This is a genomic window from Actinoallomurus sp. NPDC052308 (assembly GCF_040679195.1).
Lineage (GTDB): Bacteria > Actinomycetota > Actinomycetes > Streptosporangiales > Streptosporangiaceae > Actinoallomurus > Actinoallomurus liliacearum.
On sequence record NZ_JBFAUM010000033.1, the window covers coordinates 64,376 to 79,181 of the forward strand.

At 69.6% G+C, this 14,806-nt stretch carries 13 protein-coding genes; 7 read left to right on the plus strand and 6 right to left on the minus strand.

The annotated features are described in order from the left end of the window. The first annotated feature begins 196 nt into the window (after positions 1-196). The 3 genes from AB0L00_RS40295 to AB0L00_RS40305 are packed head-to-tail and all read left to right on the plus strand — an operon-like array spanning position 197 to position 5,362. The gene (locus AB0L00_RS40295; protein ID WP_364442906.1) at positions 197-2,203 is read left to right on the plus strand and encodes an alpha-1,4-glucan--maltose-1-phosphate maltosyltransferase; all 2,007 of its coding nucleotides are present in this window, start codon (positions 197-199) and stop codon (positions 2,201-2,203) included. Next, positions 2,200-3,939 carry a maltose alpha-D-glucosyltransferase gene (gene treS / locus AB0L00_RS40300; protein WP_345357141.1) on the plus strand — a complete coding sequence of 580 codons (1,740 nt, stop codon included), beginning with the start codon at positions 2,200-2,202 and terminating at the stop codon, positions 3,937-3,939. Before AB0L00_RS40295 ends, treS begins: the two co-directional genes overlap by 4 nt. Before the next feature lie 37 nt (positions 3,940-3,976). Then, positions 3,977-5,362, plus strand: coding sequence for an aminoglycoside phosphotransferase (locus tag AB0L00_RS40305; RefSeq protein WP_364442907.1), 1,386 nt, complete (start codon positions 3,977-3,979; stop codon positions 5,360-5,362). A 9-nt stretch (positions 5,363-5,371) separates the two neighbouring features. Here the strand turns inward: AB0L00_RS40305 and AB0L00_RS40310 are convergent, their stop codons facing one another. Continuing rightward, positions 5,372-5,590: a hypothetical protein gene (locus AB0L00_RS40310; RefSeq protein ID WP_364442909.1), complete on the minus strand. Its 219-nt coding sequence runs from the start codon at positions 5,588-5,590 to the stop codon at positions 5,372-5,374. A gap of 114 nt (positions 5,591-5,704) precedes the next feature. Here AB0L00_RS40310 and AB0L00_RS40315 point away from each other — a divergent pair, with 114 nt between their 5' ends. The 3 genes from AB0L00_RS40315 to AB0L00_RS40325 all read left to right on the plus strand — a co-directional run bounded on the left by AB0L00_RS40315 (position 5,705) and on the right by AB0L00_RS40325 (position 10,837). Beyond that, positions 5,705-6,463, plus strand: coding sequence for a GntR family transcriptional regulator (locus tag AB0L00_RS40315; protein ID WP_364442911.1), 759 nt, complete (start codon positions 5,705-5,707; stop codon positions 6,461-6,463). Between the two features lie 95 nt (positions 6,464-6,558). Further along, positions 6,559-8,757, plus strand: a complete 2,199-nt coding sequence (gene glgB, locus AB0L00_RS40320; protein WP_364442913.1) for a 1,4-alpha-glucan branching protein GlgB — start codon at positions 6,559-6,561, stop codon at positions 8,755-8,757. A 151-nt stretch (positions 8,758-8,908) separates the two neighbouring features. Next, on the plus strand, positions 8,909-10,837 hold the full coding sequence (locus AB0L00_RS40325) for a Xaa-Pro dipeptidyl-peptidase (protein WP_364442915.1): 1,929 nt from the start codon (positions 8,909-8,911) through the stop codon (positions 10,835-10,837). A 58-nt stretch (positions 10,838-10,895) separates the two neighbouring features. Here the strand turns inward: AB0L00_RS40325 and AB0L00_RS40330 are convergent, their stop codons facing one another. The 5 genes from AB0L00_RS40330 to AB0L00_RS40350 form a co-directional block, all read right to left on the minus strand. Then, positions 10,896-11,231, minus strand: coding sequence for a PQQ-binding-like beta-propeller repeat protein (locus tag AB0L00_RS40330; protein ID WP_364442917.1), 336 nt, complete (start codon positions 11,229-11,231; stop codon positions 10,896-10,898). 334 nt (positions 11,232-11,565) lie between these two features. Further along, positions 11,566-12,465 (minus strand): hypothetical protein, encoded by a 900-nt coding sequence (locus AB0L00_RS40335; protein WP_364442919.1) that lies wholly within the window; start codon positions 12,463-12,465, stop codon positions 11,566-11,568. Between the two features lie 137 nt (positions 12,466-12,602). After that, positions 12,603-13,094, minus strand: a complete 492-nt coding sequence (locus AB0L00_RS40340) for a hypothetical protein (RefSeq protein ID WP_364442920.1) — start codon at positions 13,092-13,094, stop codon at positions 12,603-12,605. Beyond that, a complete protein-coding gene (locus tag AB0L00_RS40345; protein WP_364442922.1) occupies positions 13,091-13,735 on the minus strand; it encodes a TetR/AcrR family transcriptional regulator in 645 nt (214 codons plus the stop codon). The genes AB0L00_RS40340 and AB0L00_RS40345 overlap by 4 nt, the downstream gene beginning before the upstream one ends. 76 nt (positions 13,736-13,811) lie before the next feature. Continuing rightward, positions 13,812-14,231: a hypothetical protein gene (locus tag AB0L00_RS40350; RefSeq protein ID WP_364442924.1), complete on the minus strand. Its 420-nt coding sequence runs from the start codon at positions 14,229-14,231 to the stop codon at positions 13,812-13,814. 78 nt (positions 14,232-14,309) lie between these two features. Here AB0L00_RS40350 and AB0L00_RS40355 point away from each other — a divergent pair. Then, positions 14,310-14,806 (plus strand): SDR family NAD(P)-dependent oxidoreductase (locus tag AB0L00_RS40355; RefSeq protein WP_364442926.1); only part of this gene is annotated, 497 nt, incomplete at its 3' end.

The window sequence follows — 14,806 nt, forward strand, 5'->3', positions numbered from 1 at the left end:
CACCGGACGCAGCAGCACCGTGACCGCGACAACGCGACAAACCCCGTTTCACACCCACGAAACCGGCAACGGAGACGTTATGCGCCAACCCACGCCGAGCACCCCCACCCCGACCGGCGTCAGCAACCCTCAAGAAAGATCAGTTCTTTCCGAAGATCAGGGTGATCGCGGGCCCGCATCTGTACGCTCGCCTGCGATGATCGGACGCATTCCCACTCTCGACGTGCAGCCAGTGATCGACTGCGGACGCTGGCCCGCCAAGGCCGTTCCCGACGAGGAGTTCGAGGTCGGCGCCACCGTGTTCCGCGAGGGCCACGAGATGCTCGGCGCCGGCGTCGTCCTGCGGGATCCCGAGGGCCGCACCAGGCCCCTCGTCCGCATGTCCGAGGTCACCCCCGGCACCGACCGGTACGCCGCCCAGGTGGCCCCGACCACGATCGGGCTGTGGCACTTCCGCGTGGAGGCGTGGGGCGATCCGATCGCGCACTGGCACCACGACGCGGGCATCAAGATCCCGCGTGGCCAGGACATCGAGCTGATGCTCGAGGAGGGCGCCCGGCTGTTCGAGCGCGCGGCGGCCGGACTGCCCAAGGGCACCGTCGGCGTGCCGAAGAAGCGGGCCGCGCTGACCACCCTCGCCCGTACGCTCCGGGACCGGACCATCCCGCCGATGACGCGGTTCGAGGCGGCGGACGCCCCGGAGGTGCGCGCGGTCCTCGACGCGCACCCGCTGCGCGATCACGTCACGACCTCGGAGTGGCACCCGCTGGTCGTGCACCGCAAGCGGGCGCTGTTCGGCTCCTGGTACGAGTTCTTCCCGCGGTCCGAGGGCGCGACGTACGACCCGATGGGCTACCGGGCACCGCAGTCGGGAACGTTCCGAACGGCGATGAGGCGGCTCCCGGCCGTCGCCGAGATGGGCTTCGACGTGGTCTACCTGCCGCCGGTCCACCCGATCGGCCGGCAGTTCCGCAAGGGCCCGAACAACACCCTGCACGCCGAGCCGCACGACCCCGGCTCGCCGTGGGCGATCGGTTCGGAGGAGGGCGGCCACGACGCCATCCACCCCGAACTTGGAACGTTCGAGGACTTCGACGCCTTCGTGGCCCGTACCCGCGAGCTGGGCATGGAGGTCGCGCTGGACCTGGCCCTCCAGTGCTCGCCCGACCACCCGTGGGTGAGCAAGCACCCCGAGTGGTTCACCACGCGCGCCGACGGCTCCATCGCCTACGCGGAGAACCCGCCGAAGAAGTACCAGGACATCTATCCGCTGAACTTCGACAACGACCCCGAGGGGATCTACGAGGAGGTCGAGCGGGTCGTCCGGCTCTGGATGTCGCACGGCGTACGGATCTTCCGGGTGGACAACCCGCACACCAAGCCGGTGGCGTTCTGGGAGCGGCTGCTCGGGAGCATCGCCGCGACCGACCCGGACGTGCTCTTCCTCGCCGAGGCGTTCACCCGCCCGGCGATGATGCACACCCTCGGCAAGATCGGCTTTCACCAGTCGTACACGTACTTCACCTGGCGCAACAGCAAGGAGGAGCTGGAGGAGTACCTCCGGGAGCTGTCGGGGCCGGCCGCCGCCTACATGCGGCCGAACTTCTTCGTCAACACGCCCGACATCCTCCACGAGTACCTCCAGCACGGCGGACCGCCGGCGTTCGCGATCAGGGCCGTCCTCGCCTCGACGCTGTCGCCCACGTGGGGTGTCTACTCGGGCTACGAGCTGTACGAGAACATCCCCGTACGGCCGGGCAGCGAGGAGTACCGCGACTCGGAGAAGTACCAGTACCGGCCCCGGGACTGGGAGGCGGCCGAGCGGGAGGGGCGCAGCCTGGCGCCGTTCATCGAGACGCTCAACTCCGTGCGAAGAGCACACCCTGCGTTGCATAGGCTGCGTAACCTACGATTCCATCATGTCGACCAGCCCGAGCTGATCTGCTACTCCAAACGCGTGTCGGACGGCCCCGACAGCCTCGGAGACGTCGTGCTGGTCGTCGTGAATCTCAACCCACATCAGATCCGCGAGGCGACGGTCCATCTCGACCTGCCCGCACTCGGCCTCGACTGGGCGGACGAGTTCGTCGTCACCGACGAGCTGTCCGGCGAGTCGTACCGCTGGCGGCAGGCGAACTACGTGCGTCTCGACCCCCGCACCCGGCCTGCCCACATCTTCACGGTCTCGAGAGGCGAGAGTTGACCCAGTCGGATCCCCTAGCCGGAGTCGGCCCCGTAGAGCCGGTTCCCGACACGTTCACGCGTGAGAAGCCCAACCAGCCTCACTGGTACAAGAACTGCGTGTTCTATGAGGTTCTGATCCGCGGCTTCTACGACTCCACCGGTGACGGCACCGGTGACATCCGGGGGCTCACCCAGAAACTCGACTATCTGCAGTGGCTCGGCATCGACTGCATCTGGCTGCTGCCGATCTACGAGTCGCCCCTGCGCGACGGCGGATATGACATCAGCGACTTCATGAAGATCCTCCCTGAGTTCGGCGACCTCGGCGACTTCGTGGAGCTGGTCGAGGAGGCGCACAAGCGCGGCATCCGCGTCATCGCCGACCTGGTCATGAACCACACCAGCGACCAGCACCCGTGGTTCAAGGCGTCCCAGGAGGACCCGGAGGGGCCGTTCGGCGACTTCTACGTCTGGTCCGACTCGGATGAGGCGTACAAGGACGCCCGGATCATCTTCGTCGACACCGAGACGTCGAACTGGACGTACGACCCGGTGCGCGGCCAGTACTACTGGCACCGCTTCTTCAACCACCAGCCGGACCTGAACTTCGACAACCCCGCGGTTCAGGACGCGATGCTGGAGGTCCTGCGGTTCTGGCTGGACCTCGGCATCGACGGGTTCCGCCTGGACGCCGTGCCCTACCTGTACGAGCGCGAGGGCACGAACTGCGAGAACCTCAAGGAGACCCACGACTACCTCAAGCGGGTGCGGGCCGAGGTCGACCGGCTGTACCCCGACCGGGTGCTGCTGGCCGAGGCGAACCAGTGGCCCGCCGACGTCGTGGAGTACTTCGGCGACCCGGCGACCGGCGGCGACGAGTGCCACATGGCGTTCCACTTCCCGGTCATGCCGCGCATCTTCATGGCGGTCCGCCGGGAACAGCGCTACCCCATCTCCGAGATCATGGCGCAGACCCCCAAGATCCCGGAGAACGCCCAGTGGGGCATCTTCCTCCGCAACCACGACGAGCTGACGCTCGAGATGGTCACGGACGAAGAGCGCGACTACATGTACTCCGAGTACGCCAAGGACCCGCGGATGAAGGCCAACATCGGCATCCGCCGTCGCCTGGCGCCGCTCCTGGACAACGACCGCAACCAGCTCGAGCTGTTCACCGCCCTGCTGCTGTCCCTGCCCGGCTCGCCCGTCATCTACTACGGGGACGAGATCGGCATGGGCGACAACATCTGGCTGGGCGACCGCGACGGCGTACGCACGCCGATGCAGTGGACGCCGGACCGCAACGCCGGCTTCTCCTCCTGTGACCCGGCCCGGCTCTACCTCCCGGTCATCATGGACCCGATCTACGGGTACCAGGCGATCAATGTGGAGTCGCAGCAGAACAACACGGGGTCGCTCCTGCACTGGACGCGCAAGATGATCGAGATCCGCAAGCGGCATCCGGTCTTCGGCGTCGGTGACTACACCGAGCTGACCGCGTCGAACCCCAGTGTGCTGGCGTTCGTCCGGGAATACGGACAAGATCGCGTGTTGTGCGTCAACAACCTCTCGCGCTTCCCGCAGCCGGTCGAGCTCGACCTGCGGCGATTCAAGGGCGCGAACCCCGTCGAGTGCATGGGAGGAGTGCAATTCCCCACGATTGGGGAGCTCCCGTATCTTCTTACGCTTCCTGGGCATGGTTTCTACTGGTTCCTCCTGTCCCCGAGCCCCGGGGGTGATGGCGAAGCGCCATGACGCACACACAGGAGGCACAGGCGAGGTGACATAGTCAGTGCGGCTGGAACGACTCGACGATCTGTTGGTGGACTGGCTCCCGCGCCAGCGGTGGTTCGCGGGCAAGGATCGGAGGATCGACGGGATATCCGTCGTCTCCGACACCGAACTGGTCGAGGGCGATCCGTCGCTGCGACATGTCATCCTCGCTGTACACCAGGACGGGGGCACCGATCGATATCAGGTGCCCCTCGGAGTACGCAGCGAGCTGCCCGGCCGATTGCAGTACGCCGCGATCGGGCAGCTCGGCGACGGGTCATGCGTCTATGACGCGGTCCACGACCCCGCCCTGACCCGGGTCTGGCTGGAGAACATGGCCGGCAACGTCGACGCCGGCCCGCTGACCTTCCGCTCCATCACCACCATCGACACCGAGCTGGAGAGCCTCGCCAGCCCGGCCGAGCAGAGCAACACCTCACTGATCTACGGCGACGCCTACATCTGCAAGCTCTTCCGCCGGCTCACCCCCGGCATCAACCCCGACCTCGAGGTCAGCATCGGCCTCGCGCGGGCGGGCAGCAAACACGTCCCGGAGCTGCACGGCTGGTTCTCCAGCGACCTCGGCGGCACGCTGTCCACGCTGGGGATGATGTCGGAGTTCCTGCGCAGCGGGACCGACGGCTGGCAGCTCGCCGGCACCAGCGTCCGCGACCTGTACGCCGAGGCCGACCTGCGCGCCGACGAGGTCGGCGGGGACTTCGCCGCCGAGGCCGAACGGCTCGGCGCGGCGACCGCCGACGTCCACCGGGACCTGGCCGCCGCCTTCGGCACCGGCGAGATGTCCCAGGCCGAGGTCGGCGCGGTCGCCGAGCGGATGCACGCTCGGCTGGTCGAGACGTGCGACGTCGTCCCGCAGCTCAGGCCGTACGCCGGGCGGCTCACCGACGCGTTCGACGCGCTGGAGGAACTGGACGAGCCGCTCCTCGTGCAGCGGGTCCACGGCGACTACCACCTCGGCCAGGTCATGCGCACCGACTCCGGCTGGATGCTGCTGGACTTCGAGGGCGAGCCCGTCAAGTCCCTGGAGGAGCGCCGGGCTCCCGCCCACCCGCTCCGCGACGTCGCCGGGATGATGCGCTCGTTCGACTACGCGGCCCGCCACCTGCTCGTCAACGGACAGGCGTTCGGCGGCGACCGCGACCAGCTGGAGTACCGCGCCCAGGAGTGGGCCGACCGCAACCGGGCCGCCTTCTGCCGCGGCTACGCCGAGGCCGGCGGCATCGATCCGGCCGCGCACGAGGTGATCCTGCGCGCCTTCGAGTTCGACAAGGCCATCTACGAGGTGATGTACGAGGCGCGCAACCGGCCCTCCTGGCTGCGGATCCCGCTCGGTTCGATCGCCGCCCTCAGCACCCGCGCCGAGTCCGGTTACCTGGCCTCCTGACCGGTCGGGTCATCCCGCGTCCTCGCCGGGATGTTCCTGTTCGGCGAGCAGGAGCCGGAGCGTCTCCGGTGCCTCGGCGGCCACGGTCATCGCCTGACCGGCCTGGATCTGCTGGTCGGTGAGGCTGCCCGCCCGGGTCGCGTACCAGTGTCCGGCGTCGCTGCGCCAGACGACCCAGCCGGGGAAGTCACTCTCTAACGTGGCCTTGTCTGCGGCGAAATCCGCCATATTGCCCCTTCGCGCTGGAAACTCCGCCTTCTGTATACGAAAGTGGGTCTGTTAGGTGGAGGTGTCAACCCGCCCGTAAGCGGAACGTCCCCGTACGGCTATGAGGAGGGCAAGGTGGCTATCCTCCCCGCTTACGTCCGCATCGCCGGCGAGCTCCGCGAGCTGATCCGCGACGGTACCTATCCGCCCGGGGCACGGCTGCCCACGATCAGCCGGCTGTCCGAGTCGTACGGCGTCTCGGAGATCGTCGTTCGCAGCGCGTTCTCCTTACTCCGGACCGAGGGACTCATCGAGACCCGCCGGGGCGGTGGCACGCTCGTCCGCGACCGCCCGCCCGCGCGACGGCTGGCCATGGAGCGCTACCGCGTCGAGACCGATCCCGGCGCGACGCCCGCCACCTCCTTCACCGTCGACCACCACATCACCTGGCGGGACTACCGCCTGGACCGTTCTTACTCCCGGCGGCGCGCCGACGCGGACCTGGCGGCGCTGTTCGCGACGGATCCGGGGACTCCGCTGCTCCGTCGGCACTTCGTGTTCTGGGCGCGCGGCGAACCCCAGCAGATCTCCACCAACTACCTGCCGTGGAGCCTGGTGGCCGGGACACCGGTGGCCGACCCGGACCGCGAGCCGTGGCCGGGCGGCACCCCGGCCCAACTCGCCTACCTGGGGCACCCGGCGACCCGGGTCGAGGAGTCCGTACGGTCCCGGATGCCCACCCCGGAGGAGGCGGCGACCCTGCGGATGGCGCCGGGCGTGCCGGTGCTGACCATCACCCGGCGAATGCTGTCCGGCGACCGCGTCCTGGAGGTCTGCCGCGACATCGTCCTCCCGGCGGACCGCGTCGTCCTCGACTACGCGCTCGACCTGTGAGCGGATCGGGAAGATCCCGACCCCCCGAGGATTAGCCGACGCTCGTCGGGCAGGCTTAGGGGAAGCGCGGGCACACGAGACCATCGAGGAGCGTCATGGCGCGGGTCACCACTGATGAGATCGACCGGTTGATCGGCGGAGATCACCACGACCCCCACAGCGTGCTCGGCGCCCATCCCGGGCGTGACGGCGTCGCCGTGCGGGCGTTGCGGCCGCTGGCCACCAAGGTCGAGGTGATCCTCCCGGACGGCGCCCGGCACCCGATGCGCCACGTGCACGAGGGCGTCTTCGCGGTCACGCTGCCGCCCGATGCCCCCCTGGCCGGTGACGAGCCCCAGGCGGTGCCGGACTACCGGCTGGCGGTGGCGTACGACGGGCCCGAGGTGATCCAGGACGACCCGTACCGGCACCTGCCCACCCTCGGCGAGCTCGACCTGCACCTGATCGGCGAGGGCCGGCACGAGGAGCTGTGGAAGGTCCTGGGCGCGCACACCCGCACCTACGCCTCGGTCTTCGGGCCGGTCGCCGGCACCTCGTTCGCGGTCTGGGCGCCGAACGCCCGCGGGGTGCGGGTCATCGGCGACTTCAACCACTGGGACGGCCGGGCCCACCCGATGCGCTCGCTCGGCGCCACGGGCATCTGGGAGCTGTTCGTCCCGGAGGTCGGCGACGGCACCAACTACAAGTTCGAGATCCTCGGCAACGACGGGGTCTGGCGGCGGAAGGCCGACCCGATGGCGCGGTACGCCGAGCGCCCGCCCGCCACCGCGTCCACCGTCTTCACGTCTTCCTACGAGTGGGAGGACGACGAGTGGATGACGCGCCGCAAGTCCTACGACGCGCTGCGGTCGCCGATGAGCACGTACGAGGTGCACCTGGGATCGTGGCGCGCCGACCTGGGCTACCGCGAGCTGGCCGACCAGCTCGTCGGCTACGTCACCGAGATGGGCTTCACGCACGTGGAGTTCCTGCCGGTGTCGGAACACCCGTTCGGCGGTTCGTGGGGCTACCAGGTCACGTCCTACTACGCCCCCACGTCGCGCTTCGGGAACCCCGACGACTTCCGTCACCTCGTCGACCGGCTGCACCAGGCCGGCATCGGCGTGATCATCGACTGGGTGCCGGGCCACTTCCCGAAGGACGAGTGGGCCCTGGCCCGCTTCGACGGCACGCCGCTGTACGAGCACGCCGACCCGCGCCGGGGCGAGCAGAAGGACTGGGGCACCCTCATCTTCGACTTCGGCCGGGCGGAGGTCCGCAACTTCCTCGTCGCCAACGCGAACTACTGGCTGGAGGAGTTCCACGTCGACGGGCTGCGCGTGGACGCCGTCGCCTCGATGCTGTACCTCGACTACTCGCGCGCCGAGGGCGAGTGGACGCCGAACATCTACGGCGGCCGGGAGAACCTCGAGGCGATCGACTTCCTCAAGGAGATGAACGCCACCGCGTACAAGCGCTCCCCCGGCATCGTGACGATCGCCGAGGAGTCCACCGCCTGGCCCGGCGTCACCCGCCCCACCCACCTCGGCGGGCTCGGGTTCGGGTTCAAGTGGAACATGGGCTGGATGCACGACACGCTCGCGTACCTCCAGCGCGACCCGCTGTACCGCGGCTACCACCACCACGAGATCACGTTCTCGATGGTGTACGCGTACTCGGAGAACTACGTGCTGCCCCTGTCGCACGACGAGGTCGTGCACGGCAAGGGCTCCCTGCTGGGCAAGATGCCCGGTGACGAGTGGCAGCGGTTCGCCAACCTGCGGGCGCTGCTGGCGTTCATGTGGGCGCATCCGGGCAAGCAACTGCTGTTCATGGGGCAGGAGTTCGGCCAGGGCGCCGAGTGGGCCGAGTCCCGGTCCCTCGACTGGTGGCTGCTGGACGAGGCCGAGGACAACTTCCACGTCGGCGTACGGCGGCTGGTCCGCGACCTCAACCACAACTACGCCGCGTCGCCCCAGCTGTGGACGCGGGACACCGACCCGGCGGGCTTCCGCTGGATCGCCGCGGACGACGTCGCGGGCAACGTCATCTCCTTCCTGCGGTACGGGCCGGACGGCTCGCCGCTCGCGTGCGTCGTCAACTTCTCCGGCGTCCCGCATGAGGACTACCGGCTCGGCCTGCCCTGCCCGGGCCGCTGGCGCGAGGTGGTCAACACCGACGCGTACGACTACGGCGGCAGCGGGGTCGGCAACCTCGGCGGGGTCGAGGCGGTCGACGAGCCCAGCCACGGGCTGCCCGCCTCCGCCTGCCTGCGGGTGCCGCCGCTCGGCGCCCTCTGGCTCGCCCCGGAGTAATCCTCTCCCGCCCGGAACATCCTCGTGGCCGTGTCGGCGGCACGGCCACGAGGCGGCGATGCCCGAGGATGATCGGGCCACATGTGGCAATGATGTTGTGGCAGGGCCCTGTGGTACGAGAGATTGCGCGCGCAACCCCAGGAGGTAGCGCGTGCGGATCTCAGCACGGCGAGGAGTGCTCGCCTCAATCGCAGTCGCGGCCGCCCTCACGGCGACCGGGGCGCCCGCCGCCCATGCGGCGAAGAAGCCGACGATCAAGGTGGCGGGCGGGGTCACCCAGCCCGTCTTCTCGTACCAGAACGCCATCCGGGAGTTCGTCCGGGTGCAGTCGAGCGTCGACTCCGACGGTGACGGCAAGAAGGACCTCATCCGGGTCGACATCATCCGGCCGCGGGAGACCGACGCCGGGCTGAAGGTGCCGGCGATCATCGACGAGAGCCCGTACTACGACAACCTCGGCCGCGGCAACGAGTCCGAGCGCAAGACGTACGACGCGAACGGCAACCCGGTCAAGTTCCCGCTGTTCTACGACAACTACTTCGTGCCGCGCGGCTACGCGGTCCTGAACGTCGACATGGACGGCACCACGAAGTCCGACGGCTGCCCCACCTCCGGCGGCGCCTCCGACGTGCTCGGCGGCAAGGCCGTCATCGACTGGCTGGGCGGCCGGGCCAAGGCGTTCGACGCCCAGGGCAGGCCGGTCAAGGCGACCTGGTCCACCGGCCACTCCGGCATGATCGGCAAGTCGTACGACGGGACGCTCGCCAACGGCGTCGCGGCCACGGGCGTCAAGGGCCTGGACACCATCGTGCCGATCTCCGCGATCAGCTCCTGGTACGACTACAGCCGCGTGAACGGCGTGATCTGGTTCAAGGGCGAGGAGGACGGCCTCGCGCAGGTCGTCGACACCGACCCGCCCGCCAAGTGCGCCGCCGTCCAGCAGCGGCTCGCCCAGGGCCAGGACGACGCCACCGGGAACTACAACGCCTTCTGGAACGAGCGCAACTACCGCACCGGGCCGATCGCCGACGCGAGCAAGGTGCACGCCAGCGTGTTCGCGATCCACGGGCTGAACGACCTGAACGTCAAGCCCAGCCAGTTCTCCACCTGGTGGGCGGCACTGGCGAAGCGCGGAGTGCCGCGCAAGGTGTGGCTGTCGCAGTACGGACACGTCGACCCGTTCGACTTCCGCCGCGACGTCTGGGTGGACACCCTCCACCAGTGGTTCGACCACTGGCTGTGGAAGCTGCCGAACGACATCATGAAGCAGCCGCGCGCCGACGTCGAGGTCGGGCCCGACCAGTGGGCCACCCAGTCCGACTGGCCCGCGCCGCACACCCGGCAACTCGGCCTGCGCCCCCAGGCGGACGGCACCCTCGGCCTCAAGGCCGGGTCCGGGACGGGGACGTACAGCGACACGAAGCAGGCCGAGGCCGACACCGTGGCCGACCCGACCACCGCGAAGCCCTACCGGCTGGCCTACACGACCCCGCCGCTGAAGACCGACGTACGCCTGTCCGGCACGCCGCGGGTCAGCCTGAAGATCAAGCTCGACAGGCCCACGGCGAACCTCGGCGCGCTGCTCGTCGACTACGGCACCGACACCCGGGTGAACTACCTGGGCGCCGGATCGGGCGTCAAGACGCTGACCACCGAGGACTGCCACGGTGAGAGCACGGCCGGCGACGACGCCTGCTACCGGAAGGTGGTCACGGACACGGTGACGTCCGACGTCAACGTGGTGACCCGCGGCTACCTCGACGCACAGAACCGCACGTCCCTCAGCCACCCGTCACCGCTCACGCCGGGCACGGCCTACACCGTCCGCTGGAACACCCTGCCGCAGGACTACCGCTTCAAGGCCGGGCACCGCCTCGCCCTGGTCCTCATCGGCACCGACGCCGACACGCAGGACGACGACGCCACCGGCGCCGCCGTGACGGTCGACCTGGCCGGCAGCGAGATCACCCTTCCCGTGATCATCGGCGGCGCACCGTCGGCCTCGACCTTCTCCACCGAGCAGAAGTGGCGCGGCCCGACCCACGTCGTACTGCCCAAGCAGCCCCGCCAGTTCCACTGATCCACAGCTGAGACGGGCCCCGGGACGACCGTCCCGGGGCCCGCTCACGTCGGACCCGTCATTTCTTGGGCAGGGCAAAGGCGTAGAACATGCTGCCTTCGGTGGCCCAACTGGCGGTGTAGCCGTTGCCCCAGTAGGCGAAGCCGTTCACGACGGCCGGTCCGCCCATCGAGGAGCCGACGCCCTTGTAGTCCCAGAGGATCTTTCCGGTGGCCGCGTCCATGGCGTACATGTGCCCGGACGTCGAGCCTCCGTACAGGACGCCGTTGGCGTAGGTCAGGGGCGCCTTGTCATGCCCCCCGCTATCGCCACCGCCGAGACGCCAAGCAGTAGAACGACCAACACGGCGGCGAGCGTGAGCCGCCCTTTGGCCCCACGCGGTTTGAGTGTGCATCTCGTGGCTCTCCCTCGACCGAGCAACCGGAAGACACGATCAACGTCCACGCCTGGCCACCGCGCCTGAACGCCTCTCGCCTCTCCGATGCCCCCGCCCCCGAGGCCATAGCTCATCACCACGACGATTCGCCCCTGCTGGAGGTCATCGTGAGGGTGTCACCGCAGCCGCCCACCGACCGGCCCAGCACTACGACTCCGTCGACACGGCGCTGACCCGCCCCGGCCGGCCGGGGCCGGTTCACCGGCCACCCGCCGAACGCCATGGCCGGGCTCACCACACGAAACGAGCCCCGGGACGATCACCGTCCCAGGGCTCACTCACGCACGGGTCCTCAGCCGAGGACCTCCTCGATGGAATCCGCCGTGGCGGCCCGCCGCCCCCACTCCACGAGCTGATCGAGGTCGGCGCACCCTTGGATCCGCGCCCGCGCCTCATCCGGCACCATGACCCCTCGGGCGGACAGCATGGCGAGGATGATGTCCACCCGCCCCTCGTGCCGCCCTTCCCGCCGTCCCTCCTGCAGTCCCTCCTGCAGTCCCACATCCCGCCCCTCACGGACGGCGTTGCGGAAGAATTCGCTCTTGTACTCGCCGGTTGCGGTCTTCATCATCCCCTCCAGAAGATCCCGAGCCGCCCGAGGAAGCACGGCGATTACTTCATCCATTAAACCCTGTGCCCTGTCGGCATCGATGGTCCTCATGCACTGCAGCAATGCTTCGAAGACCTTGGGCCCGTCAGGGCCCGGACCGTGCACCACGGCGGACAGGGCTGCGAGCTCCGGGACGGGGACCGCCTGTCCGTCCGTGAGGACGGGGACCTCCTCCGGGCCGAGGACGAGCGGCCGCAGGACGAGGCCCGGGTGTCCGAGCAGGATCGGCTCGCGAGCCCAGCCGCTCACGCCCTGCTTCGGGGAGATCACCAGTAGCACGGTGGGGCAACCCAACCGGGCGCGGGCGGTCGCTACGTACGCCGGCCAGGACAGGCGCTTCTGGGGGTCCCGGCGCCGCTGCACCTCCACAATGACGGCGAGCTCCGCGCGATCCTTCCCGAGCGTCACGACGGCGTCGGCGTGATAGGACACCGGTTTGTGCTCGCTGAGGTCCGCGGGCTCCAGGCGGGCGTGGGTGGTCGACGGCACCAGCCCCTTGCACACACAATCCAGCAGGTCCGCCGCGAGCGCCGGGCGCTCCCGAATCAACTCCAACACCATCTGGTGGTCACGACTGGGCACACACCGAACGCTATCCGTAGTTGCATGACTACGTAAAGCATTGGCAAAGGCGACTCAACCTCGTACGGGCAGGACCAGGGAGGCGTCGATGCGGACTGGTGGGCGACCAGGTCGGCGAAGGTGGCCGTGAGGGGCGGTCAGCGGGCGCGGGCGGGGCGGCCTGGCCGAGGGGCCGGGTGTGGGAGGCGGCCGGCGCGGCGCATCATGACCAACTGCTGGGCGGCGAGCGTCACGCCGAGTCCCAGCCACAGCGCGTTGAGGTCGACCGGCTCGTCGAACACCACCAGCCCTAGCCCGGAGACCAGGAACCGGGTGGCGATCGTCGCCAGCCACAGCAGGAGCGTGACACCGCCGCCCCGCCGGTAGACGAGGCCGTCGGGGCCCCGCCACATCGGCATCGTCCGGCCGCGTACCGCGCCGAAGATCGCGGACGCGATCAGCGAGACGACGAGCAGGCCGATGCCCGCCGTAGTCGCACGCGCGGGCCCCGGCGGGACGCACCCGCGGGCTACGCAGAGCACCACCCAGATCCAGGCCTGCCACCGCACCGGCCGGGTCGTGAACTGCAGGACGATGACGATCAGGGCGATCCCCACCGCCAGGGCGACGTCGGGCGTCATGACGGTCACGACTCCTTCCGGTCGCGGGGCACCAGCCCGGATCTCTCGGTCATGTGGCCGGCGAGCACGGTCGTCAGGCCGGCCCGGAAGGCGGCCTCATGGGCCGGGTCGGCGGGGTCGTGGCCGAGCGCGGAGAGCCAGGATCGGCCTCCGATGGCGTAGCCGTACGACGCGGACAGGCCGAGCAGCACGACCGTCTCGATCCGGTCCCGTCCCGGAACCTCCGGGCCGGGCAGTGCCGCGCGGATGCCCCGTTCCATGGCGTCGACCAGCTCCCGAAGTCCCTGGTCCGCCATGCCCAGGTCGGCGTGCAGCTCGGCCCACGCGAACAGGCGTACGTACCTTTCATCGGCGAGCGCGTCGAAGAGCACGCTCATCATCCCCTTGGCGGTCGGCACGCCCGCCTCGGCCCGGATCCGCTCGCGTACGCGGTCGCGCAGCAGCGCGTTCTCGCGCCGGAGGACCTCGCGGACGAGGGCGCCGTAGGTGCCGAAGTAGTGCGTCACCAGACCGTGCGTGACGCCGACCGCCTCGGCCACCTGCCGGAGGCCGGCACCGTCCGGCCCACGCTCGGCGATCAGCGTGGCCGCGGCCGCGAGGATCTCCTCGCACGCCTCCTCGGGCGAACGACGCCTGCGCCGTGCTCCCATCACCGGACCCCCTATTGTCAAGCTTGACAATAACACGCTCGTCCGGCGCCGGCCCGCACTCTCGGTGGAGTTCGGATCAGGGCAGGCGACCCAGCAGCCAACTGGGACCGACGACCGAGGCGCCCGCCGCCTCGGCGCGGCGTCGCAGCTCGCGGTCGGCGGTGACGACGGTGCGGTTCTCCCCCGCCTCGGGTACGGCCAGCCGGGCGATCGTGTCGTCGCCGCTGCCCGGCGCCTCGACGACGCGTACGCCGGGCACACTGGGCACGCCCCGGGCGGCGCCTTCCGTGACCAGGACGACCTCCGGGTGGGCGGCGCCGGAGCCCGATCCCGGCAGTCCCTCCACCGCGCCGAGGTGGGCGAGCCGGTCGCGCAGCCGCTCGGCCGCGCCGGCGCGATCCCGCCACCAGCCATTGGGCGTGGCGCCCACGACGTTCGCCCCGTCGACGATCAGAACCGGCCTTCGGGGCTCCTGGCCCGAGTGCTGCTCCGTCATAGCGCCACCATGCCCGACCGCCCGGGGTCCAAGCGGCAGGGTTGACTTAGAGCGCGCTCTAAAAGTTTTGATCATCACATGACATCGAAACTGGCCCTGGTGACCGGGGCGAACAAGGGCATCGGTTTTGAGATCGCTCGTGGGCTGGCGCGACACGACTGCGCGGTACTGGTGGCCGCCCGTGATCGGACACGAGGCGAGCAGGCCGTCGCCGCGCTGAACGACGACGGTGGCGAGTTCCACTACGTGCGCCTCGACGTGACGGACGAGTCGTCGGTCGCCGAGGCGGCGCGCTGGATCGAGGAGCGCTTCGGCCGGCTCGACATCCTGGTGAACAACGCCGGGATCACCGACAGCGCCGTGCCCGTGCCGCCGAGCGAGACGGACGTGTCGGCGATGCGGACCGTGTACGAGACGAACGTGTTCGGGGTCGTGGCCGTGACGCACGCGTTGCTGCCGCTGCTGAGGCGTTCCCCGGCGGGGCGGATCGTCAATGTGTCCAGCCGGCTGGCGTCGATCGCCTCCCACGCGGCTCCGGACTCGACGGTGCCGTCCTACCTCGCGTACGCGTCGTC